General features: G+C 67.4%; 25 protein-coding genes and 1 tRNA gene. 17 read left to right on the plus strand and 9 right to left on the minus strand.

All coding sequences use genetic code 11. The features are described 5' to 3' along the window. Window positions 1–15 precede the first annotated feature (15 nt). The 5 genes from O4N75_RS11200 to O4N75_RS11220 all read left to right on the plus strand — a co-directional run bounded on the left by O4N75_RS11200 (window position 16) and on the right by O4N75_RS11220 (window position 4,123). Entirely contained in the window at window positions 16–696 is a 681-nt protein-coding gene (locus O4N75_RS11200) for a hypothetical protein (protein ID WP_269625638.1), read from the plus strand. 45 nt (window positions 697–741) lie between these two features. Then, window positions 742–1,131: a hypothetical protein gene (locus O4N75_RS11205; protein WP_269625639.1), complete on the plus strand. Its 390-nt coding sequence runs from the start codon at window positions 742–744 to the stop codon at window positions 1,129–1,131. Between the two features lie 149 nt (window positions 1,132–1,280). Next, window positions 1,281–1,805: a single-stranded DNA-binding protein gene (locus tag O4N75_RS11210; protein WP_269625640.1), complete on the plus strand. Its 525-nt coding sequence runs from the start codon at window positions 1,281–1,283 to the stop codon at window positions 1,803–1,805. 220 nt (window positions 1,806–2,025) lie between these two features. Continuing rightward, window positions 2,026–3,234 carry a tyrosine-type recombinase/integrase gene (locus O4N75_RS11215; protein ID WP_269625641.1) on the plus strand — a complete coding sequence of 403 codons (1,209 nt, stop codon included), beginning with the start codon at window positions 2,026–2,028 and terminating at the stop codon, window positions 3,232–3,234. Beyond that, complete coding sequence (locus O4N75_RS11220; protein WP_269625642.1) at window positions 3,224–4,123, plus strand: hypothetical protein; 900 nt, start codon at window positions 3,224–3,226, stop codon at window positions 4,121–4,123. Before O4N75_RS11215 ends, O4N75_RS11220 begins: the two co-directional genes overlap by 11 nt. 313 nt (window positions 4,124–4,436) lie before the next feature. Here the strand turns inward: O4N75_RS11220 and O4N75_RS11225 are convergent, their stop codons facing one another. Beyond that, a complete protein-coding gene (locus O4N75_RS11225; protein ID WP_269625643.1) occupies window positions 4,437–6,254 on the minus strand; it encodes a DUF885 family protein in 1,818 nt (605 codons plus the stop codon). Window positions 6,255–6,325: 71 nt separating this feature from the next. Next, on the minus strand, window positions 6,326–6,853 hold the full coding sequence (locus O4N75_RS11230) for a superoxide dismutase family protein (protein WP_269625644.1): 528 nt from the start codon (window positions 6,851–6,853) through the stop codon (window positions 6,326–6,328). A gap of 111 nt (window positions 6,854–6,964) precedes the next feature. Between O4N75_RS11230 and gyrA the strand changes: the two genes are divergently transcribed. The 6 genes from gyrA (at window position 6,965) to O4N75_RS11260 (ending at window position 12,768) form a co-directional block, all read left to right on the plus strand. Next, window positions 6,965–9,709 (plus strand): DNA gyrase subunit A, encoded by a 2,745-nt coding sequence (gene gyrA, locus O4N75_RS11235; protein ID WP_269625645.1) that lies wholly within the window; start codon window positions 6,965–6,967, stop codon window positions 9,707–9,709. A gap of 125 nt (window positions 9,710–9,834) precedes the next feature. Then, on the plus strand, window positions 9,835–10,329 hold the full coding sequence (gene coaD / locus O4N75_RS11240) for a pantetheine-phosphate adenylyltransferase (RefSeq protein WP_267232470.1): 495 nt from the start codon (window positions 9,835–9,837) through the stop codon (window positions 10,327–10,329). A 54-nt stretch (window positions 10,330–10,383) separates the two neighbouring features. After that, entirely contained in the window at window positions 10,384–11,244 is an 861-nt protein-coding gene (locus O4N75_RS11245; RefSeq protein WP_269625646.1) for a peptidylprolyl isomerase, read from the plus strand. Continuing rightward, window positions 11,244–11,708: a peptidylprolyl isomerase gene (locus tag O4N75_RS11250; RefSeq protein WP_267232467.1), complete on the plus strand. Its 465-nt coding sequence runs from the start codon at window positions 11,244–11,246 to the stop codon at window positions 11,706–11,708. The genes O4N75_RS11245 and O4N75_RS11250 overlap by 1 nt, the downstream gene beginning before the upstream one ends. After that, complete coding sequence (locus O4N75_RS11255) at window positions 11,705–12,262, plus strand: phosphohydrolase (protein ID WP_269625647.1); 558 nt, start codon at window positions 11,705–11,707, stop codon at window positions 12,260–12,262. The genes O4N75_RS11250 and O4N75_RS11255 overlap by 4 nt, the downstream gene beginning before the upstream one ends. A gap of 11 nt (window positions 12,263–12,273) precedes the next feature. Continuing rightward, window positions 12,274–12,768 carry a hypothetical protein gene (locus tag O4N75_RS11260; RefSeq protein WP_269625648.1) on the plus strand — a complete coding sequence of 165 codons (495 nt, stop codon included), beginning with the start codon at window positions 12,274–12,276 and terminating at the stop codon, window positions 12,766–12,768. Here O4N75_RS11260 and O4N75_RS11265 read toward each other — a convergent pair. After that, window positions 12,760–13,722: an endonuclease/exonuclease/phosphatase family protein gene (locus O4N75_RS11265; RefSeq protein ID WP_269625649.1), complete on the minus strand. Its 963-nt coding sequence runs from the start codon at window positions 13,720–13,722 to the stop codon at window positions 12,760–12,762. The genes O4N75_RS11260 and O4N75_RS11265 overlap by 9 nt on opposite strands. 3 nt (window positions 13,723–13,725) lie before the next feature. Further along, complete coding sequence (locus O4N75_RS11270; protein ID WP_269625650.1) at window positions 13,726–14,667, minus strand: endonuclease/exonuclease/phosphatase family protein; 942 nt, start codon at window positions 14,665–14,667, stop codon at window positions 13,726–13,728. 63 nt (window positions 14,668–14,730) lie between these two features. On the opposite strand from O4N75_RS11270, the gene queA reads away from it, so the two are divergent. Beyond that, window positions 14,731–15,807 (plus strand): tRNA preQ1(34) S-adenosylmethionine ribosyltransferase-isomerase QueA, encoded by a 1,077-nt coding sequence (queA, locus tag O4N75_RS11275; RefSeq protein ID WP_269625651.1) that lies wholly within the window; start codon window positions 14,731–14,733, stop codon window positions 15,805–15,807. Beyond that, the gene (tgt, locus tag O4N75_RS11280) at window positions 15,807–16,922 is read left to right on the plus strand and encodes a tRNA guanosine(34) transglycosylase Tgt (RefSeq protein ID WP_269625652.1); all 1,116 of its coding nucleotides are present in this window, start codon (window positions 15,807–15,809) and stop codon (window positions 16,920–16,922) included. The genes queA and tgt overlap by 1 nt, the downstream gene beginning before the upstream one ends. Here tgt and O4N75_RS11285 read toward each other — a convergent pair. After that, entirely contained in the window at window positions 16,907–17,491 is a 585-nt protein-coding gene (locus tag O4N75_RS11285; protein WP_269625653.1) for a hypothetical protein, read from the minus strand. The two genes, tgt and O4N75_RS11285, sit on opposite strands and share 16 nt — an antisense overlap. Window positions 17,492–17,604: 113 nt before the next feature. On the opposite strand from O4N75_RS11285, the gene O4N75_RS11290 reads away from it, so the two are divergent. Further along, window positions 17,605–17,679 (plus strand) — tRNA-Lys (locus O4N75_RS11290). A gap of 1 nt (window position 17,680) precedes the next feature. On the opposite strand, the gene O4N75_RS11295 is transcribed toward O4N75_RS11290, so the two are convergent. Then, window positions 17,681–18,493: a sterol desaturase family protein gene (locus O4N75_RS11295; protein ID WP_269625654.1), complete on the minus strand. Its 813-nt coding sequence runs from the start codon at window positions 18,491–18,493 to the stop codon at window positions 17,681–17,683. Window positions 18,494–18,757: 264 nt separating this feature from the next. Between O4N75_RS11295 and cysT the strand changes: the two genes are divergently transcribed. From cysT to O4N75_RS11310, 3 genes are read left to right on the plus strand one after another with little or no spacing between them, the layout of a single operon-like run. Further along, the gene (gene cysT / locus O4N75_RS11300) at window positions 18,758–19,537 is read left to right on the plus strand and encodes a sulfate ABC transporter permease subunit CysT (RefSeq protein ID WP_348649494.1); all 780 of its coding nucleotides are present in this window, start codon (window positions 18,758–18,760) and stop codon (window positions 19,535–19,537) included. Then, window positions 19,513–20,376 carry a sulfate ABC transporter permease subunit CysW gene (cysW, locus tag O4N75_RS11305; RefSeq protein ID WP_269625656.1) on the plus strand — a complete coding sequence of 288 codons (864 nt, stop codon included), beginning with the start codon at window positions 19,513–19,515 and terminating at the stop codon, window positions 20,374–20,376. Before cysT ends, cysW begins: the two co-directional genes overlap by 25 nt. A gap of 16 nt (window positions 20,377–20,392) precedes the next feature. Next, window positions 20,393–21,430 carry a sulfate/molybdate ABC transporter ATP-binding protein gene (locus O4N75_RS11310; protein ID WP_269625657.1) on the plus strand — a complete coding sequence of 346 codons (1,038 nt, stop codon included), beginning with the start codon at window positions 20,393–20,395 and terminating at the stop codon, window positions 21,428–21,430. Between the two features lie 17 nt (window positions 21,431–21,447). On the opposite strand, the gene O4N75_RS11315 is transcribed toward O4N75_RS11310, so the two are convergent. From O4N75_RS11315 to O4N75_RS11325, 3 genes are read right to left on the minus strand one after another with little or no spacing between them, the layout of a single operon-like run. Continuing rightward, the gene (locus tag O4N75_RS11315) at window positions 21,448–22,434 is read right to left on the minus strand and encodes a transglutaminase family protein (RefSeq protein WP_269625658.1); all 987 of its coding nucleotides are present in this window, start codon (window positions 22,432–22,434) and stop codon (window positions 21,448–21,450) included. Window positions 22,435–22,448: 14 nt separating this feature from the next. Further along, a complete protein-coding gene (locus tag O4N75_RS11320) occupies window positions 22,449–23,375 on the minus strand; it encodes an alpha-E domain-containing protein (RefSeq protein WP_269625659.1) in 927 nt (308 codons plus the stop codon). Next, the gene (locus O4N75_RS11325) at window positions 23,372–24,784 is read right to left on the minus strand and encodes a circularly permuted type 2 ATP-grasp protein (protein WP_348649547.1); all 1,413 of its coding nucleotides are present in this window, start codon (window positions 24,782–24,784) and stop codon (window positions 23,372–23,374) included. Before O4N75_RS11325 ends, O4N75_RS11320 begins: the two co-directional genes overlap by 4 nt. Window positions 24,785–24,906 lie beyond the last annotated feature (122 nt).

A 24,906-nucleotide genomic window follows, 5' to 3' on the forward strand; every position in this document is an offset into this window, starting at 1 on the left:
GTCTAGCGAGGGCGTATGGAGTTCCTGAAAGATCGGCGCACGCTTCTGGCCCTTGTCGGCGGCGCGCTCGCCCTGTTGGCCGGCCTGATCATCGCCAATGTGATGGTCAACAAAGGCAAGGACGAGAAGCCTTCTGCGCCCCCCGCCTCCAAGGGCGGGCTGGTCGTGGAGACCGGCGCGCCGGACGACGGCCGTCTGGACCCAGCAAAACCCCTACGCTGCTTCGTCGCTGGCCAGTATGCCGGGGAGATGACCCTGGCCGACTGCGCCAAGCGCAATGGCGTGGCGACCGGCGCACTCGACGTCGGCGTCGACGAGGCCGGCAATCTGGCCGCGGCCGATCAGGCCGGGACGATGCTGACGCCGCTGCCGCCGCAGCCGGAGGCGGTCACCCCGCTCAATCCCGCCCCGACGACGCCCGTGCAGGCGCCGACGGCGACCAACGCCCCTGCTGGCGGATGCTGGCGCTATGTCGACGGCGGATGGCGCAAGCTGCCCAACGACCTGACCCTCAACGCCTGCGTCCAGACGCTGTTCGCCGGCCGCTGCGAGCGGCCCGGCGGGGCGACCTACGGGCGCTGGATGCAGCAAACGTTGCGGCTGGTGCCGGGAAGGGTGGAGGTGTCGGGCGACAATCGGAGCTTCCGTCCCCTGGCCGAACAGGCGCAGAACTGTTCGATCTCCACCATCGGCTAGGTGTTCGCCCTGCCGCCGCCGCAATCGCGACTATAGGCTGATCCCATGCTGCTACGCTTCGCCCTCGTCGCTGGTCTTTCCGCGGTCGCGCTGGCCGCCTGCTCCAAGCGCACCCTGCCGCCGGGCGGCGAGGGGATCTGCTGGAACGTCACCAGGACCTCCGACGGCGAGCTGAAATACCACAAGCTGAAGACCGACGTTCCGACCCTGGAGCACTGCGCGGCTGAGCTCGAAAGCATGCGCATCCGATTCCTGCGGATGGGCGGTTCGGTCCGCGAGGTGACCGGCGCCTACAAGGGCAGCTTCATCTTCGTCGAGCGCCGCGGAATCTTCACCGCGCCTTCCATGGAAGAGCATCCCTATCTCGCGCTGGTGCGGACGGGCGACGGACGCCTGGCGATCCCCGGCGCCATGCCGCAGCAGCCCGCTCCTTAAGGCGGCGCAGGGCGCGACGAAAACGCTGTGGACTATGCGTTAACGTCGTGAACGTATAGCGAACATCGACATTGATCCGTGCGGCGGCGTCGTCTAGCGTCCCGCGCTTGGGCGAAAGCCCGCAAGCACGGAAAGCAAGGGACAAGCTCATGGCGGGCAGCGTCAACAAGGTCATTCTGGTCGGCAATCTCGGCGCCGACCCCGAGATCCGCAGCCTGAATTCAGGCGATCGGGTCGCCAACCTGCGCATTGCGACCTCGGAAACCTGGCGCGACCGCAGCTCCGGCGAGCGCAAGGAAAAGACCGAGTGGCACCGCGTGGTGATCTTCAACGACAACCTCGTGAAGGTGGCCGAGCAGTACCTGCGCAAGGGTTCGAAGGTCTACATCGAGGGGGCGATCCAGACCCGCAAGTGGACCGATCAGTCGGGCCAGGAAAAGTATTCGACCGAGATCGTCCTGCAGAAGTTCCGCGGCGAACTGACGATGCTGGACGGGCGTGGTGATGGCGAGCGCAGCGGCGGCGGCGACTACGGCGGCGACTATGGCGGCGGAAGCGGCGGCGGCGGCGGCTACGGGGGCGGCGGGGGCGGTTTCGGCGGGGGCTCGCGCAACCAAAGCTCCGGGCCGCGGGAAGACTTCTCGGCCGACTTGGACGACGAAATCCCGTTCTAGAGCGGAACTAGTTTAGTCACGTAAATTGGCGGCCGGTTCTCCTTGGAGCCGGCCGTTTTCTTATTGCACCTTTCCCGGTTGCTGTTGGTCGTCATAGCCTGAGAAGACCTACGTCGGGGAAGGCGTCCACATGTGTTGGCCTGTCGTCCGTTTGCACGTGCGCCCTTCTGGCGAACGTATTCCGCTCCTTGTCGACCGGGACCTCGGCGTTCCGCTGCAGATGCCGACGCTCTACGTGCTGACCGCCCTGCGTTCGCGCGCCGCAAACACCATCGCGCAGCATCTCGTCGGCCTTCAGGTCCTGCTCCTGTGGTGCCGTTCGGCGCGCATATCCCTTGAAGATCGTGTCGACTCCGGAACGCTGTTTCGGGCCTACGAACTCGACGCCCTTTGGGACGCGGCGGCCCGTCCAATCGCCCACTTTCGGCAGGAGCCCGCGGCGCGCAGCCAACGATCGCGGAACGTCGTCGGGTTTGACCAGACAACGCCCTCGCTAGGGCAAGACACCGTAGGAAATCGACGCCGGGCCATAAGGCGATATCTGGCCTGGCTCAGCGAGCGGCGTCTATTCGCGTTAGGCCACCAGCCAGATGCGCAAAAGACTTACAGGGACGCGCGCGACGAATTGCTGCGCTCGCTGGATGCCCGATCAGCCCGCCACGGCCGGAGCGGTGACCCGCGGCAAGGCCTCGATGACGCGGAGCGGCGCGCGTTGCTCGACGCCATCGATCCGGGAAGTGAAGCGAACCCATGGAAGGAGGCGGCCGTCCGTCAGCGCAACTTGCTGATGATCATGCTGTTGCTTCAGCTGGGCTTGCGACGCGGAGAGCTGCTTGCCCTCCGCGTGGAGGACATCGACCTGCAACGCGGACAGGTTCGGCTGATCCGACGCCCGGACGACAAAAGGGATTCGCGAAAGCGACAGCCGGTGCTTAAGACCCAAGGCAGGTTGCTGGATCTGCGATCGGACCTCGCGGACTTGGTTTCGACTTACATCCTACATTCTGACACCCAGAACGCCAAGGTCTATGTCGAGGCCACGTCGGACATTATCGACCGGCTAGACAAGGCCCTCGCGCTCAAGCTGGCGCCTCTCGCGCAAGCGTTCACGGGCCATTTCATCTCGGCAGAGGAGTTGCGCAAAGCGCCTGGGGGTGTTGTGCGTGGCGGCGCTCAAGCACCACCCCTGGGCGCCTGCGGTCAGCAAGCTTTCTGCGGCTTTGCGGCGCCCATCGCTTGCTACACCTGTCGGCAGTTTCGACCGTGGCGCGATGGCCCGCATGCGGCCGTCCTGGAGAGGTTGATCCGCGAGCGGGAGCGGCTGCAGTCCACGACAGACTCACGCATCGCGTCGGTGAACGATCGGACCATCCTCGCGGTTGCCGAGGTGGTCCGCCTCTGTGAGGAGGGTGCCAACATTGAAGAGTGATGGCGTCCAACTCGCTGGCGAAGTTGTCTACTTTTCTCCTCGTGTCGAATTGAGTGCATTGGAGAATTTGGCTGGGTTCATAGCGCTGGCACGGGACCAGCTGACCATCTTCGGGCGTGACCTGGAGTGGGACGCGGGGAGTTGGGACGTGACCGCTACCACGCATGCAAGTGGGCTTGGACGCACACGCATGAGCTTCTCAGGGCTTGGGCAAGCAGCTCGTCCGATGGCGGTCGGAATAGGCGACTTCGCGAGGGCTTACCTCCGCTATCAGCAAGGGCTGAATCCCATCCGAGGGCAGCAGCAGAGGCTCGCAGCGTTTCGTGCCCTGGACGCCGTAGGGGACTTTAGCAGTCTTCAGGACGTCACGCGGATTACGCCGCTGCATCTGGACGCCGCCGTTGAGCAGATCGCGTCGCACTACAGCGAGACCGGCGCATACCGCATTGCCAGCCAACTAGAGGCGATCGGTCGATTTTTATCCGACAACAGTCTGGTGGCGATGCCATTCCAGTGGACGCACTCCCTTTGCCGCCCCAGCGATACGGTTCGCATCGGCCGGGAGTACGAAGACCGTCGCGCGCGAAAGCTCCCGTCACAGCGTGCGCTTGAGGCAGTGGCCTTCGCGTTCCGCGCGGCCGACAACCCCAGTGACAGGATTGCGGCGGCGGCGGAGCGCGACCTGCAACTCGAGGTCCGGGATGTCGACGCCTTCCACGACCGCTTCATCGATGTTGATGGCACAGCGCTCTTCCACGTCGGAACCTCGCTCAAGGACGCGGGCCGGCGCGCATTCATGATCAGCCGTCTGGAGGCCCCTGCGAATGTCTCTAGTGCTCGCTCTGCGATCGAAGCCGCTTGGGCGCGTGCGCGTCCGATAGTGGTCTGAGAGTCCTGATCGCCTCACCGCAGGTCGCCGAGGGCAGCGCGCAACTCTTAATCCTCTCGCTCTCTCCCCCGCCCCCCTCTCTCACTCTCCGGGGGGCATTATTTACACGCGGCGTGCGCGCGCCTGATGGCGCACGCCGCTTCGCCGCAGTTGTTGACGCGCCGCAAGCTTGTAGAGCAGCTTAGTGCAAGAAAAACAGCGGCTTGCGCCGCTGTTTACCGCCTTAGGTCCGCATAACCGTTCTAGGCGTCACACCGACAGATCAGGGGGCCGGCCGCATTGGCCGGCCCTTTTGATTCCGGCGCCGGGGGCTTCAGGCGATGCGGCCGCCGTTGCGCGCCCAGCCGTCGAGGTGGGCGCTTAACACCGAGAGCGGAACCGCTCCGTAGAGCAGGCCGGCGTCGTGGAAGGCGCGGATGTCGAAGGCGGCGCCCATCCGGGCCCTGGCCGACTCGCGGGCCTCCACCCAGACCTGGTGGCCCAGCATGTAGCTCGATGCCTGGCCTGGCTGGACGCAGTAGCGTTCGACCTCGCGGGCGACGCTGGTCTCCTTGTCGCCGAGGGTGTCGACCATGTAGCCGATCGCCTGCTCGCGGCTCCAGCGCTTGTGGTGCAGACCGGAGTCCACGACCAGCCGCGCCGCCCGGAACAGCAGCGAGGCGAGGTAACCGAGCCGGCCCAGCGGATCGGTCTCGAAGGCGCCCATCTCGTCGGAGAGCTGTTCGGCGTAGAGCGCCCAGCCTTCCGAGTAGCCGGAGAACAGCGGCATGCGCCGCATCAGCGGCAGACCCTTGGCCTCCATCGCCAGCGCGATCTGCAGGTGATGGCCGGGCAGCACTTCGTGGTGGACCAGGGTCGGCAGATCCAGGCGCGGCTGTTCGGCCGTGTCGCGCAGGTTGATGTAGAAGATCCCAGGCCGCGAGCCGTCCACCGAGCCCGGCTGATAGGATCCGCCCGGCGCCCCGGCTTCGATCGTGATCGGCACGCGGGCGATCTCGACCGACGCCTGGGGCAGGGTCCCGAAGTACTGCGGCAGCCGCTTGCGCATCGCCTCGGCCATGCCGTTCATGTCAGCCAGGAGCTGGGCGCGCCCGGCGTCGGTGTTCGGATAGAGCTGGTCCGGTCGCCGCCGCAGGGCCGAGACGCGCTGGCCGACCGAGCCCTGGCTCAGGCCCTGCGCCTTGAGGATCCCGTCCGCCCGTGCGGTCAGCTCAGCGACCCGTTCCAGGCCAAGGCGATGGATGTCGTCGCCGCTCATGTCCGTGGTCGTGAACGAGCGGACGGCGAAGCGGTAGTAGGCCTCGCCCTGCGGTAGGCGCCAGCATCCGGCGTCGTGCGAGGCGGTCGGCAGGGCTTGCTGCAGAAGGTCCAGTTGGCGGCGCAGGGCGGGGTAGACGGCGGTCTCGACGATCTTGCTCGCGCGCGCCTGCCAGTCGCCCCCCAGACCCTTCTCGGTCGTGCGCCGCGTGAGGTTGGTCACCAGCTCGGACCGATCCGACGTCGGCGAGAGCATGGCGGCGATCTGCCCGGAGGTGGTGCGCAGGATGAAGTCCGGCGGCGCAGCTCCGCGCGCGAAGTCGGCGCGGACGCGCTCTGATTCCTGGTCGAGCGAGGGGCCGAAGGCCGCCAGCCGGTCCAGATAGGCCTCGGCGTCGTCGGCGCCGGAGATGGTGTGCTGCGTGCCGAGGAAGCCCGGGATGCTGCGGTAGTTCCCGCTGAGCTGCGAGACGATGTAGGGAACCGCGCCGCCGACCCCCGGGTCGCCATAGGGGAAGTCGTATCCCTGCAGGGTGACGTCGGCCAGATACGCCGCTGTGCGATAGTTGAGCAGGTCGCCGCCGCGCAGCGAGGCCGGATCGAACTGGCGCAGATCGGCGCTCATCTGCGCGAACAGCGCCCTCATCTTCGCTGGTCCGGCGACGGAGCGGTCGTCTAGGCGGTGCTTGGCGGGGGCGTTGGCGCCGGTGTCGAGCCCGGTCAGCGTCATCAGCTGCGGCGAGGCGCTCAGCGCGTCCTGCATCGCCTTGTCCATCAGGGCGGTGAGGCGCGGGCCGTCCGCCGTCTGCGCGGCGGCGGGGGAGGCGGCCAGGGCGGCGGCGCCCGCCAGCAGGAGGTCGCGGCGGTTCAGCATCGGCGATGTTCCGGAAATGAGCGCCGCCGCGGGCCCGGCTCGCGGCGGCGCAGTCGAGGCTTGGCGGGCGGTCAGCCGCCGGCGATCACGCCGCAGGCGATGCGGGCGCCGGCGCCGCCGATCGGCTGGGTCTTGTGGTCGTCGGCGTTGGCGTGGACGACGATCGCCGAGCCGTCCTTGTCGGTCAGGTCCTGGCGCCCGTCGACGCCGCCCAGCGAAACGAAGGTCGTGAAGATCTCGGCGTTCGCCGTGCCGTCGGCGGCCACGAAGACGTTCGGCAGGTCGCCGGCCTCGTTGGCGTCGGGGTTCAGCAGGCCGTGCACCATGGTGGGACCGCCGTGAACGTGGCCGCCGGCCGAGGTGAAGTCGGACTTCGAGCAGTCGCCCTTCTCGTGGAAGTGGAGCCCGTGCCAGCCCGGAGCCACGCCCTTGAGCTCAATGCGCATCAGGACGCCTTTGGGGGCGTTGGTCAGGACAGCCGAGCCGACCGAAGCTCCGGTAGAATTCTTCAGTTCGATCCGTTGGTTGGCCGGCGCGTCTGCGGCGATCGCCGTCCCGGCGAAAAGGGTGGCGGCGAGGACTGCGAGAGCATATTTCATGGGATCTAGCACCTGGGTTCGAAACTCTACGGACATTTGGCCTTACGGCCTCCGGGATGGTAACAACAGAACCTAGCTTTGTGTCCGATTCTAAACGGCTAAATCCTCTCCTTGACCGACGAAACCCATACCCCGCCGGACGGTGATCGGCGTGGGGGCATCGCCCCTATCGCCATCGAAGACGAGCTGAAGCGCTCTTATCTCGACTACGCGATGAGCGTGATCGTCTCCCGCGCCCTGCCGGACGCGCGCGACGGTCTCAAGCCCGTCCATCGCCGGATCCTGTTCTCGATGAACGAGCAGGGCCACACGCCCGACCGTTCGTACGTGAAATCGGCCCGGGTGGTCGGGGACGTGATGGGTAAGTATCACCCGCACGGCGACGCCTCGATCTACTTCACCATGGTCCGGATGGCGCAGCCGTTCTCGATGGGCCTGCTGCTGATCGATGGTCAGGGCAACTTCGGCTCGGTGGACAACGATCCGCCGGCGGCTATGCGCTATACCGAAAGCCGGATGAGCAAGGCCGCCATGATGGTGGTGGCCGATCTCGACAAGGACACGGTCGACTTCAAGGAGAACTACGACGGCACCGAGCAGGAGCCGGTGGTTCTGCCGTCGCGGATTCCAAACCTGCTGGTCAACGGCGCCGGCGGCATCGCCGTCGGCATGGCCACCAACATCCCGCCGCACAACCTCGGCGAGGTGATCGACGCCTGCCTGGCCTATGTGGACGATTCCGAGGTGTCGCTCGACGCCCTGCTGGACATCGTACCGGGCCCGGACTTCCCCACCGGCGGCGAGATCATCGGCCGCTCGGGCGCGCGTAATGCGCTGATGACCGGCCGCGGCTCGGTCGTGATGCGCGGCAAGGCCGAGATCCAGGAGATCCGCAAGGATCGCGAAGCCATCATCATCAACTCGATCCCGTACCAGGTGAACAAGGCCGCGATGGTCGAGCGCATCGCCGAGCTGGTGCGCGAGAAGAAGATCGAGGGCATCGCCGACCTGCGCGACGAAAGCGACCGCGACGGCATGCGGGTCGTCGTCGAGATGAAGCGCGACGCTTCGCCAGACGTCGTGCTGAACCAGCTCTATCGCTACACCCCGCTGCAGTCGTCCTTCGCCGTCAACATGCTGGCGTTGGACCGCGGTCGGCCGCGCGAGATGAACCTGCGCGACCTGATCGTCGCCTTCGTCGACTTCCGCGAGGAAGTGGTTGTCCGGCGCGTGAAGTTCGAACTGTCCAAGGCCCGGGACCGCGGTCACGTCTTGGTCGGTCTGGCCATCGCCGTGGCCAACATCGACGAGTTCATCCACATCATCCGGTCGTCGAAGGACCCGGCCGAGGCGCGCGAGCGCCTGGTGGCCCGCGATTGGCCGGCGGGCGACATGCTCCCGCTGGTGGAACTGATCGCCGACCCGCGCACCCTTGTGATCGACGGCGCTTCGATCCGTCTGTCGGAAGAACAGGCCCGCGCGATCCTGGCCCTGACGCTGTCTCGCCTGACCGGCCTTGGCCGCGACGAGATCTTCGGTGAGGCCCGCGAGCTGGCCGACGCCATCCAGGGCCACCTGACCATCCTGTCGGCGCGCGCCAACGTCATGGCCATCGTCCGCGAGGAACTGGTGGCCGTGCGCGACGCCTTCGCCGTGCCGCGTCGCTCCGAGATCGTCGACGGCGACGCCGACGTCGAAGACGAGGACCTGATCGCCCGTGAGGAGATGGTCATCACCGTCACTCACGGCGGCTATGTGAAACGCACGCCGCTGGCGACCTATCGCACCCAGCATCGGGGCGGAAAGGGCCGCTCGGGTATGGCGACCAAGGACGAGGATGCGGTCACCCGCGTGTTCTCGGCCAGCACCCACACGCCGATGCTGTTCTTCTCGTCAGGCGGCAAGGTCTATCAGCTCAAGGTCTGGCGCCTGCCGGTCGGCAATCCGAACTCGCGCGGCAAGGCCTTTGTGAACCTGCTGCCGATCGAGCCGGGCGAGAGCATCACTTCGATTCTGCCGCTGCCCGAGGACGAGGCCGCCTGGGATCAGTACGACGTGATGTTCGCGACCCGCTCCGGGAACGTCCGCCGCAACAAGCTCAGCGACTTCCAGGGCATCAAGCGCAACGGCAAGATCGCCATGAAGCTCGATGACGGCGATGCGATCATCGGCGTCGGGCTCTGCAACGCCCAGCAGAACGATATCCTGCTGACCACGGCGCTTGGCCGCTGCATCCGCTTCGCCACCGAGGAGGTGCGTGTGTTCGCCGGCCGCGATTCGACCGGCGTGCGCGGCATCCGCCTGGCCGACAGCGACAGCGTCATCTCTATGGCGATCCTGCGTTCGGTCGAGGCGACGCCAGCCGAACGTGCGGCCTATGTGAAGCACGCCAACGCCATGCGCCGGGCCACCGGCGACGAGGTCGAGGAAGCCTCCGCGCCTGACGACGACGAGGCCGAGGGCGACGTCACGCTGAGCGTCGAGCGAATCGCCGAACTGGGCGCGGCCGAGGAAGTGATCCTCACGGTCTCGACCGAAGGCTTCGGCAAGCGCAGCTCGGCCTACGAGTTCCGCCGCACCGGACGCGGCGGGCAGGGGCTGTTGGCGCAGGACCTGACCAAGAAGGGCGGCCGCCTGACGGCCTCCTTCCCGGTCGAAGAGGATGACGAGATCCTGCTGGTCACCGACCAGGGCCAGTTGATCCGTACGCCGGTCAACCAGGTCCGCATGGTCGGGCGCAATACGTCGGGTGTGACGATCTTCCGGACCAGCAAGGACGAGCACGTGGTGTCCGTCGAACGCCTGGCCGATCAAGGCGGCGGCGACGACGCCGAGACCGAGGACGTGGCGGAATAAGCCGGCCGTATGATTTCTTTGCCCGCAACCGCTGGTTCAGCTAGCGGTTGCGGGCGAGATTTGGGCTTGCTTTCGTCGCCCGCGCCGGTGAAATCCTGCTGCACCGCAATAGGGGGAGACGTCGAATGACGCGTGTGGGGCTCTATCCGGGGACCTTCGACCCGATCCACAACGGCCACACCGACATCATCGGTCGGGCTGTGAAGCTGGTCGACAAGCTCGTCATCGGCGTGGCGATCAACGCCGGCAAGGGGCCCCTGTTCGAGCTCGAGGAACGCGTCGCGATCCTGAAGGAAGCCACTCAGCACCTCAATGACCGGGCCGAGATCATCGTCCGGCCGTTCGAAGGTCTGCTGATGCACTACGCCCGCGAAATCGGGGCGCAGGTGATCGTCCGCGGCCTGCGCGCGGTCGCCGACTTCGAATACGAATTCCAGATGACCGCGATGAACCAGCAGCTCGATCGCGAGGTCGAGACGGTGTTCCTGATGGCCGATCCGCGCCACCAGGCGATCTCGTCCAAGCTGGTCAAGGAGATCGCGGTGCTGGGCGGCGACATCAGCAAGTTCGTCAGCCCGACCATCAAGGACGCGCTGTTGGCCAAGGTCGGCCGCGGCTGAGTTCATCCGCCGACGGGCTGGCGATCTCATCCTTTGCCCGCTACGAGTGGCCCCATGATCCGAACCTTGTTGCTCACCGCCGCCGTCCTGGCGATGGCGGCGCCTGCCGCCGCCCAGGCGCCCGCCGCCAAGTCTCCCGCTGCTCCCGCCGCCCCGTCGGCCGGCGATTGGCGCACGCCTAATCCTGACGACCTCCTGGTCATCGACACCAACAAGGGCCGGATCATCGTTGAGATGCTGCCGGAGGTCGCGCCGGCGCATGTCCAGCGGGTCAAGGAACTGGCGCGCGCCGGGTTCTATGACGGTCGCACCTTTTTCCGGGTCATCGACGAGTTCATGGCCCAGACCGGCGACCCGGAAGACCGCGGCACCGGCGGCAGCGACAAGCCCGATCTGACTCAGGAGTTCCTATTCCGCCTGGGGGGCGACGCCGGCTTCGTGCAGGCCGCCGATCAGAACGTCGCCCAGGTCGGCTTCATCAAGTCGTTGCCGGTGAAAAGCCAGAGCCCGATGCTCATGGCGATGACCGCCGACGGCAAGATCTCGGCCTGGCCGCTCTATTGCCCGGGCGTGGCGGCGATGGCGCGCGGTCAGGGCGAGGACAGCGCCAACAGCCAGTTCTTCCTGATGCGTCACACTTATCCGTCGCTGGAGCGACGCTACACCGGCTGGGGCCGGGTGGTGGCCGGCCTGGACGTCGTGCGCGCCATCAAGGTCGGCGAGCCTGTGGCTCCGCCTCAGGACAAGATGGACAAGGTCCGCATCCTGGCCGATATCCCCGCGTCTGAACGCCCCAAGGTGCGCGTGATCGATCCCAACAGCGCCTGGTTTAAGGCGGAGATCGAAAGCGTTCGCGCCCGAATGGGTGAGAATTTCTCGGTTTGCGAGATCAAAGTCCCATCGGAGGTGAAGTGATGGACGCGGAAAACACCCTTATCCTGACCCTGGACACGGGCACGGTGACGATCAAGCTCCGCCCCGACCTGGCGCCGGGCCACGTCGAGCGCATCAAGGAACTGTCGCGCGAGGGCTTCTATGACGGCGTGGTCTTCCACCGCGTCATCGACGGTTTCATGGCCCAGGGCGGCGACCCGACCGGCACCGGCACCTCGGGCTCGGACAAGCCGAACCTGAAGGCCGAATTCTCGCGCGAGCCGCACGTCCGCGGCGTCTGCTCGATGGCTCGGACCTCGGCTCCGCACTCGGCCAACAGCCAGTTCTTCATCTGCCTGGACGACGCCACCTTCCTTGACGGCCAGTACACGGTCTGGGGCGAAGTGGTCGAAGGCATGGACGCAGTCGACGCGCTGCCCAAGGGTGAGCCGCCGCGCGCGCCCGGCAAGATCGTGTCCTCGCGCGTCGCCGCCGACGTCGCGTGACGCCGAACCTGGAAGCGGCGTATGCACAGCCGCATCGCCGCTACCACACTCGGGCCCATATCGAGCAGTGCCTGGCGCTGCTCGATCAGGTTCCCGACCTGACCGACACCGAGCGCCAGATCCTGACCTATGCGATCTGGTGGCATGACGCTGTCTATGACCCGACGGCCTCCGACAACGAGGCCAGGAGCGCGCAGATGGCCAAGGCGGACCTGCGCGACTTTGAGGTCTCGATCCACGCCCGCGAGGAAGTCGCGCGGCTGATCATGCTGACCGCGGGGCATGAGGTCGAAGAGGAAGACCGCCTCGGCGAACTGCTGGTTTCCATCGACCTGGCGATCTTGGGCGCGCCGGCCGACCGTTACGACGCCTACGCGCTGGCGGTCCGGGAGGAGTACGCCCACGTGCCGGACGATCTCTGGCGCAAGGGCCGGGCCGGCGTGCTGCAACGCTTTCTCGACGCACAGGTTATCTTCCCCGATCCGGCCTTCGCCGAATGGCTGGACGCCCAGGCGCGGGACAATCTGACCCGGGAGCTCGCGTCGCTGAGCTGAGGGAGGCTTCGGTGGCGCGGTTGAAGGTCTTCGTCACCTCGGACGGTTTCAACGACTATGTCGTGGCCGCCACCTCGCGGGCCAAGGCGCTGGCGGCCTGGGGCGCGCATCAGGACCTGTTTCAGACCGGCGGCGCGCGCGAGACGGACGATCCCGAACTGGTGACGGCTGCCAGCGCGCAGCCGGGACAGGTGCTGCGTCGGCCGTCGAAGGTGACGCCGCTCATTCCCAAGCGCTCGGTTGGGGCCCAGCGGCCTTCGCCTCCGCCGCCGAAGCCTGCGCCGCCCAAGAAACCTTGCGGACCGACGCCGGCGCAACTGCACAGGGTGGCTGACCTCGAGGCCAAGCTGGAGGCCGCCGCTGCACGCCATGCAGCCGAGCTGGCTGAGATCAGCGCGGAGAAACGGGCCCTGGAACTTCGCCGTGACGAAAGCGAGCGAGCGTTCCTGAGCCGCCGGAACGAGCTTCGCGAGGCGCTGCGCAAGGCGCGGCTGGCGCTACGATGACGGCGCCAGGGTGACGATCACCGGGTAGTGGTCCGAGCCCAGCCGCGGCCCGCGTTCGGCGCGGACGGTGCGCCAGCCGGGCCCGGCATAGACATGATCGATCGGCAGCAGGGCGAACGGCAGGCCCATGCCGGCGGGGCCGCGCTCGGCGGGCCAGGAGAACAGCGCCCGGGTCCGTCGCTCCAGTCCGAACATCGTGTCTTCGCGCCGGCGACTGAACGACCAGGGCGTGGAGTTAAAGTCGCCTACCAGGATCAGCCGCTCCTTCGGGAAGCGGTTCAGCAGGCCGGCGATCAGGCGGCCCTGCGCCTGCTGCCAACCGCCGTAGATCGGCCACGCGTAGTGCGTCCCGAAGACGCTGAATTCGCCATGGTTGTCGCGGAAGGTGGCTCCGGCGATCGGCGGCGGAAGCTCATCGGCGGACGGGGGAACCGGGACGTCCCGGGTTACCGGCCTGGCCTTGGAGAGAATGATCACGCTGCAGTCGCCGCAGCTGACATGATAGCCGCGGAAGGCGCGCTTCAGGGCAGGGGCGATCAGGCTGGCTTCCTCGACCACGAGGATGTCCGGGTTCTGGGCCTTCAGCCACTGGATGCTTTCGCCTGGGCGATCGTTGCGTTCCCAAGCGTTGAACTGGATCAACTTGATCTGGCCGGGCGCGCCCTCGGGCGCCGGCGAGCTGGCTGGGCGCAGGTATTCTGGCGCGATTAGCAGAGCGCTTGCGGCGATCGCCACGCCCGACAGGCTGGCCAGCAGCCACCGCGCGCCGCGGCGTTCGAACAGCAGACCATAGATCGCCGGGAGTAGCGAAAGCGCCAGCAGCATCGGCGCGAAATGGGTCAGGATGTCCAGCCGGACGGACCAGCGCCCCCCCTGAGCCGCTAGGCCCCATCCGGCGCAGGCGAGCGCGACCAGGGCCATCAGGCTGGTGAAGAACAGGCGAAGGGAACGCATCGGCTAGTTCGCCCTGGGGGCCAGCACGGCCACGACGGGATAGTGGTCGGAGCCCAGCCGCGGGCCCCTGGTGATCGACACCGTGTCCCAGGCCGATCCGGCGTAAACATGGTCGATGGGCAGGAACGCCAGGCCGAACAGCCCGTTGGCCGGCCAGGTGGGCAGGGCGTGGGTGCGCCGCTCCATCCCCAGCGCGGCATCTTCACGCCGTCTGGCAAACGACCAGGGCGTGGAGTTGAAGTCGCCGACCAGGATCGCGCGCTCACGCGGCTGGTCTTTCATCAGCTGCAACAGGCGGGCGCTGTTCTCGGCGTGCCCTTCCACGTCCGTCGGCCAGCCGTAGTGAACGCCGACGACGGGAAAATCGCCCTGTGATCCGGCCAGGTGCGCGATGGTGATGGCCGGGCCCAGCCCTTTGCGGCCGCGCCGAGGGGCCTCGATGCGTGCGGCGGGCGTGCGCGTGAAAATCGCGACTTCGCAGGTCTTGCCACAGGCCATCTGCCGGCCCAGGCGCTGGGTGACCGCGGTCTGGAAGATGGCGCGGGAATCCTCGACGACCAGGATGTCGGGATCCTCGGCCGCCAGCCAGGCGAGCCGCTGCTCCAGGCCCTGGCTGTCACGGGCGATGTTGAACTGAATGAGTTTGATCTGGCCGGGCGCGCCGGGGGCGATCGCAGCAGTCTGGGGACGTAGGAACTCAGGCAGCATCAGCGCCAGGCTGGCGATCACCGCGGCCGCGCCGAGCAAGGCTGGAAGCAGCCGCCGGTGCGCGAAGATCGCCGCCACGAGCGTGACGGCGCCGCCAGCCAGATAGACCGGCGCGAAATGGGTGAGGACGTCGAGATGGGCGCTGAAGCGCCCGCCTTGCGCGATGATGGCGGCCGCGGCGGAAACCGCGCCTAGCGGCAGGACGACGCCGCGGAGGACGAATCGCACAAAGCTCATGCGGCGAGCTTACACGCGGCGACGCTTGACGGGGGCGCCGGCCCGTGCGCTTCAAGCGCGTCCATGCAACTTTCCGACTTCGATTTCGATCTTCCCGACGACCGCATCGCTCTACGGCCGGTGAACCCGCGCGACGCCGCGCGCATGCTCCTGGTTTCGCCCGGGGCGCCGCTGCGAGACCTGAGCGTCGCCGACCTGCCGGCCCAGCTGCGGGCCGGCGATGTGCTGGTGCTCAACGACACCCGGGTGATTCCGGCCCGGCTGAAGGGCCGGCGGGTGCGCGAAGGTTCGAACGTCGCAGTCGAGGCGACCCTGCATAAGCGCCTGTCGCCGTCGCGTTGGGCGGCGTTCATGAAGCCGGGCAAGAAGCTGGCGCCGGGCGATCGGGTGCGCTTCGGTTCGACTGATGATCGGGCCTGCCTGCTGGGCGTGCTCGACGCCACCGTGATCGAGAAGGGCGAGGGGGGCGAAGTGATCCTCGGCTTCGATCTGGCGGGGCCGGACCTCGATGCGGCGATCGCCGAACGCGGCGCCATGCCCCTGCCGCCCTACATCGCCGCCAAGCGCGGCGAGGACGCACAGGACAGGGCCGACTACCAGACCGTCTACGCCGACGAGGAAGGCTCAGTCGCCGCGCCGACCGCGGGCCTTCACTTCACGCCGCGACTACTGGACGAGCTCAAGGCGATGGGCGTCACGCTGCAATTCGTGACCCTGCACGTCGGCGCCGGCACGTTCCTGCCGGTGAAGACTGAAAACCTGTCGGAACACCGCATGCACGCGGAGTATGGCGAGGTGGATGCGGGGACCGCCGACGCGCTGAACGCCGCCAAGGCCGCTGGCGGCCGCGTCGTCTGCGTCGGCACGACCTCGCTGCGTCTGGTCGAGAGCGCGACCGGCGAAGACGGGATCGTGCGGCCCTTCGCCGACGAGACCGCGATCTTCATTACGCCCGGCTATCGCTTCCGCGCCGCCGACGGCCTGATGACCAACTTCCATCTGCCGAAGTCGACCCTGTTCATGCTGGTCAGCGCCTTTGCCGGTCTGGACGCCATGCGCGGCGCCTACGCCCACGCGATCGCCAGCGGCTACCGATTCTATTCCTACGGCGACGCCAGCCTGCTCTGGAGAGCCAACTAGTGGCCGCATTCCCCTTCGAGATCGCCGCGACCGATGGCGCGGCGCGGACCGGCGTGCTCAAGACGCCGCGCGGCGACATCCGTACGCCGGCCTTCATGCCGGTCGGCACCGCTGCGACGGTGAAGGCCCTGACCGTCGATCAGGTGCGCGCGACCGGCGCCGACATCATCCTGGGCAACACCTACCACCTGATGCTGCGGCCGACGGCCGAACGCATCGCGCGACTGGGCGGCTTGCACAGGTTCATGCGCTGGGATCGCCCGATCCTCACGGACTCCGGCGGCTTCCAGGTCATGTCGCTGTCCAAGATCGCCAAGGTCACCGAAGAGTCCGTGGCCTTCCAGAGCCACATCGACGGCTCCAAGCACGTCCTGACCCCCGAGCGGTCCATCGAGATTCAGGCGGACTTGCTCGGCTCTGACATCGTCATGCAGCTCGACGAGTGCGTGGCATGGCCGGCGGAGGAGGGACGGGCGCGCCAGGCGATGCAGCTCTCGGCCCGCTGGGGCAAGCGCTCGAAAGACGCCTTCGGGGCGCGCGAGGCGCAGGCGCTGTTCGGCATCCAGCAGGGCTCGACGTTCGAGCACCTGCGGAAGGAATCGGCCGAGCGCCTGATCGAGACGGGCTTTGACGGCTACGCCCTGGGCGGACTGGCGGTCGGCGAGGGCCATGAAGCCATGTGCGAGGTGCTCGACTACGCGCCGGCCATGCTGCCGGCGGACCGACCGCGCTACCTTATGGGCGTGGGCAAGCCGATCGACCTGGTCGAGGCCGTCGCCCGCGGGGTCGACATGTTCGACTGCGTGCTGCCGACCCGCTCGGGCCGCCATGGTCAGGCCTGGACCTGGGAAGGCTCGATCAACCTGAAGAACGCCCGCTTCGCCGAAGATGATACGCCGCTGGACGAAGCCAGCGATTGCCCGGCCTCGTCACACTACTCGAAGGCCTATCTGCACCACCTGGTGAAGGCCGAGGAGATCCTCGGTCAGGTGCTGCTCTCCTGGCACAACATCGCCCACTTCCAGGCGCTGACCGCCGCAATGCGGGCGGCGATCGCCGAAGGCCGGTTCGAGCAGTTCCGGCGCGATTTCAAAGCCCGTCAGCGCACGGGATAGCGAGGCTTCAGCTCCTGGGACTTGACCGGAGTGCCGGTCAGGATGTGCGAAGGGGTGGCCGGCGGAGGGCAGCCGCGCGCCTCGCCGAGGCCCTTCAGATAGGCGCGGCGCACGCCGCCGGCGGTGATGGCGGCGGTGACGAGGCTGTCGTGCCGCTCGGCCCCCGAGAGCTTGCGCACCCACCCGCGGAAGGGAATCACGTCGGAGGCCAGGCCGGCGACCGCGCCCAGCGCCGCCCCCTTGCCGCGATCCATGAGGTCGTCCTCGTCGACGGCGGGTTCGTCGAGATCGGCCCCCAAGGCGCCGTTCAGCGGCAGGATCGCCGCAGCGATGGCCTCACACGTGGCGGCGTGCGGTCGTTGATATGGATCGGCCATCGCTTCCAGCAGCACCGTCGGGATCTTGGTCTGCAGCAGATTAACGTCGCGCAGCGGCGCCGAGACCGCGCCCTGCATGCTCTCGCGTTTGGCCTCGGACGTGGTCTGGATTTTGTCCGACCCATCGGCCGGCGCCGTGACGCAGCCGCAAAGCAGCAGGGTCGGAATCAGGGCGGAAACGATGTTGCGCATGGCCCCGATGCTTAGGGGCGGTGGAACCTGTTGGAAAGCTGCTGCAGCGCTCTTGCTCCCGGCAGGCCGCCCGCATATGGTCCGCGCCTCTTCGCCGCCGCCCGCGGCGACGTGGGCCGGTAGCTCAGTGGTAGAGCATTCGACTTTTAATCGAATGGTCGTGAGTTCGAACCTCACCCGGCCTACCATTCATTGTCTGGTCCTGGCGCCGACGGCCAGGCGACGCAGGCTCCCTGCCCAAGCATGAAACGGATAGAGGTACTGGCCGAGCGCGCCCTTGCCCATGTCGGCGTCCACGCCCAAGGCGCCCTCGCAAGGCCCCGGGGCGAAGTAGGTGCCGAATAGGCGGTCCCACAGCGAGAACAGGGTCGCGAAGTTCTTGCCGTGAACATCGCGTGAGTGATGCCATCTGTGCATGGCAGGGGAATTGAGGATCAGGTCCAGCTTGCCGAAGGTCCATGGCACGTCGGCGTGGATCAGATAGCCGTAGTAGTGCCGGGCCAGGCCGTTGAGGCCCAGAGCCCATGCCGGAAAGCCGAGCGCGGCCAGAAGTACGGTGTCGAGCGCCGTGCCGAGGCGGTCGACCGGATGCATGCGGTTCAGGCTGAACCAGGAGAGTTCGCGGTCGCTGTGGTGAATGGCGTGCGCCGGCCACAGGGCCGGGCTGTGCTGCAGTCGATGGCGCCAGTAGCCGATCAGATCGCCGATCACCAGGACGGCCAACGCCGTGCCTCCGTGCCCGGCCGCGCTCCAGATGAAGGCGAGCGGCGCCCGCGACAGGATCGGATCGAGTGCGATGAAGGCCGCCAGGATGAGCGGCGCCACGAACAGCAGGTCGAGGACGTAGATGACCACATTGATGCGTGTCTCAGACAGCTTCGCCCTGCCTGGAAACCGACGCAGGAGCAGTCCGATCAGGGCGAACGTCACGCCAAAGATGAGCATTTCGACGGTTTGGCGCCGGGCCAGGGTCAAAAGGTCTTCAAGGCTGAGCCAGGTCAAAGCCGCCGTCCCCCGCGTTCGCCGGCCAGCGATAACGCACAATGGCTTAGCCTTTCATTTCCGGGTGTAAGAAAAACTATATTGTCGATGGGCGCGCTGGGAATTAGCCAAGCGCCCTGACCGGACGCAGCGAACTCGGCGTCTCGGCGTTTATGCGTCTGAACCGGGGCTGTAACGATGACTGCGACCTCGCCGACCGAACCCGTCGCGTCACGAAGGCCGTGGATCCGGCGACGATCGGCGATCCCTGGCTTTACGCTGACCATGGGCCTGACGCTGGCGCTCCTGTCGCTGATTGTACTCATCCCCCTGTCGGCGGTGGGGCTGAAGGCGTCGGAGCAGTCGGCCTCGGAGTTTCTGCAGGCCGCCTTCAACGAGCGTGCGTTGACCGCTTATCGGCTATCGTTCGGCGCGGCCTTGATCGCCGCTTTGATCAACGGCGTCTTCGGACTGCTGACCGCCTGGGCGCTGGTCCGCTATCAGTTTCCCTTCAAAAGCCTGGTGAACGGGATCATCGACCTGCCGTTCGCCTTGCCGACAGCGGTCGCTGGCATCGCGCTCGCCACTCTCTACGCGCCCAATGGCTGGATCGGCGGGCTGCTGGCCCCGGCCGGGATCAAGGTCGCCTATACGCCGCTGGGCGTCATCGTGGCCCTGACCTTCATTGGCCTGCCGTTCGTGGTGCGCACGCTGGAGCCGGTGATGCGCGATCTGGCCGCGGACGTTGAGGAGGCGGCCGCCAGCCTCGGCGCCACGCGCTTCGACACCATCGCCCGGGTGATCCTGCCGGCGTTGGCGCCAGCCTGGCTGACCGGTTTCGCCCTGGCCTTCGCCCGAGCGGTCGGCGAATACGGCTCGGTGATCTTCATCGCCGGCAACATGCCCTACAAATCAGAGATCGCGCCGCTGCTGATCATCATCGAACTCGAGCAGTATGACTATGCAGGGGCCGCGACGATCGCCGTGGTGATGCTTTCGGTCTCGTTCCTCATGCTGTTCGTCATCAACGCGGTCCAGGCTTGGGCGCGGAGGCTCGCCGCATGAGCCGGCTGCGTCACCCCACTGAAGACCCGCCGTGGGCGAAAGCTCTGGTCCTGGCGATTGTCGCGGCCTTCCTGGCTTCGGTGCTGATCCTGCCGATGGTGTCCGTGTTCTTCGAGGCCCTGCGCAAGGGGCTGCCGGCCGCCCTGGAGGCGATCGGGACCGAGGACGCCCGTGCAGCGATCAAGCTGACCTTGATCACGGCGGCGATCGCGGTGCCCTTCAACATCGTGTTCGGGGTCTGCGCGTCCTGGGCGATCGCCAAGTTCGAGTTTCCGGGCAAGCCGTTCCTGATCACCCTGATCGACCTGCCGTTCTCGGTGTCGCCGGTGGTCGCCGGCCTGATCTACGTGCTGGTGTTCGGCGCCCAGGGCTGGTTCGGGCCTTGGCTGATCGACCACGACATCAAGATCATCTTCGCCGTCCCCGGCATCGTGCTGGCGACGATCTTCGTGACCTTCCCGTTCGTGGCCCGCGAGTTGATACCGTTGATGCAGGAGCAGGGCGTGGACGAGGAGGAGGCGGCCGTGTCCATGGGCGCCTCGGGTCTGCGCACGTTCTGGAGCGTGACGGCGCCGAACATCCGCTGGGGTCTGCTCTACGGCGTCCTGCTCTGCAACGCCCGCGCCATGGGCGAGTTCGGGGCGGTGTCGGTGGTCTCGGGCCATATCCGCGGCCTGACCAACACCATGCCGCTGCATGTGGAGATCCTCTACAACGAGTACGATTTCGTCGGCGCCTTCGCCGTCGCGGCGTTGCTCTGCTTCCTGGCGGTCGTCACCCTGGTGCTGAAGACCCTGCTTGAAATCGCCCAGCCGCCGTCGCGGCCGGGCCGCCATTGATCGCGAGACGCTGCAAATGACCATTTCCATCCGTTCGGTGGAGAAGACCTTTGGGCGGTATCCGGCGCTCAACAGCGTCAGCCTCGAGATCGCGGACGGCGAGCTGCTGGCGCTGTTGGGGCCATCTGGTTCGGGCAAGACCACTCTGCTGCGCGTCATCGCCGGGCTGGAGTTCCCCAGCAGCGGTCAGGTGCTCTACGGCGACCAGGACATGACCTATGCCGGCGCCGCGGCGCGGCAGGTCGGCTTCGTGTTCCAGCAGTATGCGCTGTTCCGCCACATGACGGTCGCCAAGAACGTCGCCTTCGGCCTGGACGTGCGCAAGGGCGCGGCCAAGCCGGGCAAGGCCGAGATCGCCGAGCGCGTCGACGAGCTGCTGCGGCTGGTCGAACTGGGCGACCTGGGCAAGCGCTACCCGGCCCAGCTATCGGGCGGCCAGCGCCAGCGCGTCGCCCTGGCGCGGGCGCTGGCGGTGAACCCCAGCGTGCTGTTGCTCGACGAGCCGTTCGGGGCCCTCGACGCCACCGTCCGCAAGTCGCTGCGCAAGGAACTGCGCCGCATCCACGACGCCACCGGCGTCACGACGATCTTCGTGACCCACGACCAGGAGGAGGCGCTGGAACTGGCCGACCGCGTGGCGATCCTGAACCAGGGCGCGATCGAGCAGGTCGGAACCCCGCAGGAGATCCACGACGATCCGAGCGGCGCCTTTGTCGCGGGCTTCGTCGGCGAGTCCAACCGCCTTGAGGGCGAGGTGAGGGGCGGGCGGTTCCGGAATGGCGACGTCCAGTTCGCCGCCACTGGCGTGGCCGACGGCGCCGCGGTCGCCTATGTGCGGCCGCATGAGCTGGTGCTGTCGCCGGCGGCGGGGGAGGCGACCTTCGGATTCGTCGCCAACCACATCGCCCCGCAGGGCGCGGTCGCGCGGATCGACGGGACGACGCCGGGCGGCCTGCGCCTGGAGGCGGCCTTCGCCCGCCAGGCGGTGGCCGACTTGAGGCCGGGTGCGCAGCTCAATCTTTCGGTCGGACGCGCCTACGTCTTTCCGGCCTAGCGGCCGTCAGCGTCTCCCTACTGTTGCTGTTGCTGTTGCTGTTGCTGTTGCTGGTCGTAGGCGGGGACGCCGGCCGGCCGCCGCCGTCCGCCTCGCGCGAAGGACGGCTGCGCCATGCGGATGAACTCGGGCTCGGTCGGGGCGACGCGGGCGCGCCTGACGGAGACGCCGACCGCCAGCTGGCTCTCGGCGTCGCCTTTGTAGACCCCGCGTGAAGGCGGCACGTCGTTGTAGTCGCGGCCCACGGCGGCGGCGATGTGGCGCTCGCCGGCCATCACGTTGTTGGTCGGATCGAACCCGACCCAGCGCAGCGACGGCAGGAAGACCTCGACCCAGGCATGGGTGGCGTCCGGATCCGAGCGATCCCCGGCCTGGCGATCGGTGAAGAGATAGCCCGACACATAGCGGGCCGGTACGCCCCAGCTGCGGCAGATGGCGATCATGATGTGAGCGAAGTCCTGGCAGACGCCGCGGCCTGCGCCCAAGGCCAGGTCGATCGGGCTGTCGGCATGGGTGACGCCAGGCTCGTAGTCGAATGAGGTGTAGATGGCCTCGGAGAGGGCGCGCACTGCATTGAGCGGATCGCGCCTCCGCAAATCGTCCAGGCGGTGCTCGGCGACATAGTTGCGCAGCGCGTCGGTCTCGGCGGCGAAACCGCCGAGGGTCAGAAAGTCGAAGTTCTCGCCGCGAACGAAGTCGCTGCGCAGGCGATCCCATTCGCCGTGATCGAGGCTGTCAGGCGGCGTGGGCGGGGCCTGGGTCTCGACGGCGGCGTTGGCCACGATTCGCAGGCGCTCATGGGGCTGGGGAACGTCGAAGTGATAGACGGCGTTGCCGAACGGATCGGCGTAGGAGAACAGTTGCGCGGCCGGATCGATGTCGAGGTCGAACGACACCAGCCGTTGGCGAGGGGTCTTCTGCGGCTGCATCCAGACCTCCATGACGCTTTCGCGCACGGGTTCGGCGTAGTGGTACTGGGTGACGTGCCGGACTTCGAGAAGCATGGGGCGATTGGGTCCTAGGCCGGCAGCCGGGTTTCCAGGGAATAGGCGACGAAGGTGTCGTAGATCGACTGATGCAGCGCGGCGCAGTCCTCCAGCACGCTGGAGATCAGGCCACCGGCGCCGTCGTCCATGTCGGCGTACTGCAGGCGCGCGCGCAGCCGCCCGGCCAGTCGCTCCGGCGGCGAGTGGCCGCCGGCGTCCGCATGCCGCGCGGCGGAGCTTAGATATTCTTCGATGCGCGCCGTGCAGAAGCGCATCGAGCGGGGAAACTCCTCGTCGAGCAGCAGGAACTCCAGCACCTTGCGCGGTTGGACGTCGGCGGTGAAGCGGCGCAGGTACGGCTCGAGCGCGCAGCTCATCCGCAGTACGCCCATCAGCGCCATGTGGTCCTCGGGCGCCCGGCGCAGTCCAAAGCATGCCTCCAGCAGGCGACCGATGAGCTGCGCGCGTTCGAGGTAGACGCCGAGCAGCAGAAACCGCCAGCCCTCGCCATGACTCATCGTCGCGTCGGCGGCGCCCTTGAAGAGGTGGAGGTCGGCGATGATGTCGTGCAGGAACGCCGACGGGCCGTCGCCGAAAGCGCGTGCCGCATCGCTCGCCATGACCCGTAGATGGAGCATGTTGAGGCGCTCCCAGGTTTCGGTGGTGATCTGGTCGCGGACCTGGCGTGCGTTCTCGCGGGCGCGGGCCAGCGAGGACACGATCGAGCCGCCGTCATGCCGGTCGAGGGCAAGCGCCAGGGCGAGCTGATAGGGATCGTCGGCGCTGTGCAGCTCAGCGTCGCCGACGGCCGAAAGCACGATGCGCGAAACCAAGCCCGCGGCCTCGTTGCGGTCCAGGGTGGCGTTGAGCATGACGTCGCTGAGCCGGCACAGATGCTCGGCGCGTTCGACGTAGCGGCCGATCCAGTAGAGACTGTCGGCCACGCGGGCGAGCATCATGGCTGGGCTCCTGTCGGCGCCGATTCCAGGACCCAGGTGTCCTTGGAGCCGCCGCCCTGGCTGGAGTTGACGACCAGCGATCCCTTCTTCAGGGCGACCCGGGTCAGGGCGCCGGGCGTGACCACGATCTTGTCGCCCGACAGGATGAAGGGGCGCAGGTCGACGTGGCGCGGCTCGATCTCGCCGTCGACGAGGCAGGGGGCGGTCGACAGCTGGATGGTCGGCTGGGCGATGTAGTTGGCCGGATCGGCGGCGATGGCCGTGGCGAACGCCTCGCGCTCCTTGCGGCTGGCGTGCGGTCCGACCAGCATGCCGTAGCCGCCCGAGGCGCCGACCGCCTTGACCACCAGTTTGTCGAGGTTGGCCAGGACGTGGGACAGCTGCGCCGGCTCGCGGCACAGATAGGTCTCGATGTTCGGCAGGATCGCGTCTTCGCCGAGATAGTAGCGAATGATCGCCGGGACGTAGGCGTAGACGGCCTTGTCGTCGGCGACGCCGGTGCCTGGCGCGTTGCAGATCACCACGTTGCCGGCGCGGTAGGCGTTGAACAGGCCGGCCGAGCCCAGCGCCGAGTCGCGGCGGAAGGTGAGGGGATCGATGAAGTCGTCGTCGACCCGGCGATAGATCACGTCGATCCGTCGCAGGCCGGTCGTGGTGCGCATGTAGACCATGTTGTCGTGCACTACGAGGTCGCGGCCCTCAACCAGCGGGCACCCCATCAATCGCGCGAGATAAGCGTGTTCATAGTAGGCCGAGTTGTAGACGCCCGGAGTCAGCACCACGATCTGAGGGTTCGGCCGCCAGTCGGCCGCCATGCTTTTCAGGGTCGTGAGGAGGAGGTCGGGATACCGGTCGATCGCTCGCACGCCGGCCTGGCGGAACGATCCGGGAAAGGTGCGCCGCGAAGCCTCCCGGTTGGCCAGCATGTAGGACACGCCCGAGGGGACGCGCAGATTGTCCTCCAGCACGGCGAAGGCGCCGTCCGGCTGGCGGATCAGGTCCGAGCCGCAGACGTTGGCGTAGGCCTCGTGGGGGACATAGAGGTTCTGCATCTCGCGGCGGTAGGAGGGTGCGCCCAGCACCAGTTCGCGGGGAACCACGCCGTCCATCAGGATCTGCTGGGCGCCGTAGATGTCGGCGAGGAACATGTTCAGCGCGCGCAGGCGCTGGGTCAGGCCAGCCTCGATCCGCTCCCACTCGGCGGCCGGGATGATGCGGGGCAGGAGGTCCGTCGGAATGATCCGCTCGGTGCTGCTCTCGCCGCCATAGACCGTGAAGGTGATGCCCTGGAGCAGGAAGTAGCGTTCCAGGGTCCTTTGGCGCTCGGCCATCTCGGCCGGGGCGAGGGTCGCGATGCGTTGATGCAGGCCCGCATAATGGTCGCGCACGCCCCCTGCGAGGGTCAGCATCTCGTCGTAGGGCGTGGTCGGCGACGGGGCCGCCTGCAGGCCCGTTGCGCAATCAGGGTTTTGGATCGCCACGCCGTACTCCACCCGCCAGCCCTTTCCTGCGGTTCGCCAGGAAAGCGTAG

It is taken from the genome of Phenylobacterium sp. NIBR 498073, assembly GCF_027286305.1.
In the GTDB taxonomy this organism is placed as follows: domain Bacteria; phylum Pseudomonadota; class Alphaproteobacteria; order Caulobacterales; family Caulobacteraceae; genus Phenylobacterium.

Bases quoted from the DNA above. Each gene is read 5' to 3' on its own strand.
- O4N75_RS11200 (WP_269625638.1), top strand. From the start codon at position 16: ATGGAGTTCCTGAAAGATCGGCGCACGCTTCTGGCCCTTGTCGGCGGC.
- O4N75_RS11205 (WP_269625639.1), top strand. From the start codon at position 742: ATGCTGCTACGCTTCGCCCTCGTCGCTGGTCTTTCCGCGGTCGCGCTG.
- O4N75_RS11210 (WP_269625640.1), top strand. From the start codon at position 1,281: ATGGCGGGCAGCGTCAACAAGGTCATTCTGGTCGGCAATCTCGGCGCC.
- O4N75_RS11215 (WP_269625641.1), top strand. From the start codon at position 2,026: ATGCCGACGCTCTACGTGCTGACCGCCCTGCGTTCGCGCGCCGCAAAC.
- O4N75_RS11225 (WP_269625643.1), bottom strand. From the start codon at position 6,254: ATGCTGAACCGCCGCGACCTCCTGCTGGCGGGCGCCGCCGCCCTGGCC.
- O4N75_RS11230 (WP_269625644.1), bottom strand. From the start codon at position 6,853: ATGAAATATGCTCTCGCAGTCCTCGCCGCCACCCTTTTCGCCGGGACG.
- coaD (WP_267232470.1), top strand. From the start codon at position 9,835: ATGACGCGTGTGGGGCTCTATCCGGGGACCTTCGACCCGATCCACAAC.
- O4N75_RS11245 (WP_269625646.1), top strand. From the start codon at position 10,384: ATGATCCGAACCTTGTTGCTCACCGCCGCCGTCCTGGCGATGGCGGCG.
- O4N75_RS11250 (WP_267232467.1), top strand. From the start codon at position 11,244: ATGGACGCGGAAAACACCCTTATCCTGACCCTGGACACGGGCACGGTG.
- O4N75_RS11265 (WP_269625649.1), bottom strand. From the start codon at position 13,722: ATGCGTTCCCTTCGCCTGTTCTTCACCAGCCTGATGGCCCTGGTCGCG.
- O4N75_RS11270 (WP_269625650.1), bottom strand. From the start codon at position 14,667: ATGAGCTTTGTGCGATTCGTCCTCCGCGGCGTCGTCCTGCCGCTAGGC.
- queA (WP_269625651.1), top strand. From the start codon at position 14,731: ATGCAACTTTCCGACTTCGATTTCGATCTTCCCGACGACCGCATCGCT.
- O4N75_RS11285 (WP_269625653.1), bottom strand. From the start codon at position 17,491: ATGCGCAACATCGTTTCCGCCCTGATTCCGACCCTGCTGCTTTGCGGC.
- cysT (WP_348649494.1), top strand. From the start codon at position 18,758: ATGGGCCTGACGCTGGCGCTCCTGTCGCTGATTGTACTCATCCCCCTG.
- O4N75_RS11310 (WP_269625657.1), top strand. From the start codon at position 20,393: ATGACCATTTCCATCCGTTCGGTGGAGAAGACCTTTGGGCGGTATCCG.
- O4N75_RS11315 (WP_269625658.1), bottom strand. From the start codon at position 22,434: ATGCTTCTCGAAGTCCGGCACGTCACCCAGTACCACTACGCCGAACCC.
- O4N75_RS11320 (WP_269625659.1), bottom strand. From the start codon at position 23,375: ATGATGCTCGCCCGCGTGGCCGACAGTCTCTACTGGATCGGCCGCTAC.
- O4N75_RS11325 (WP_348649547.1), bottom strand. From the start codon at position 24,784: ATGCTGACCCTCGCAGGGGGCGTGCGCGACCATTATGCGGGCCTGCAT.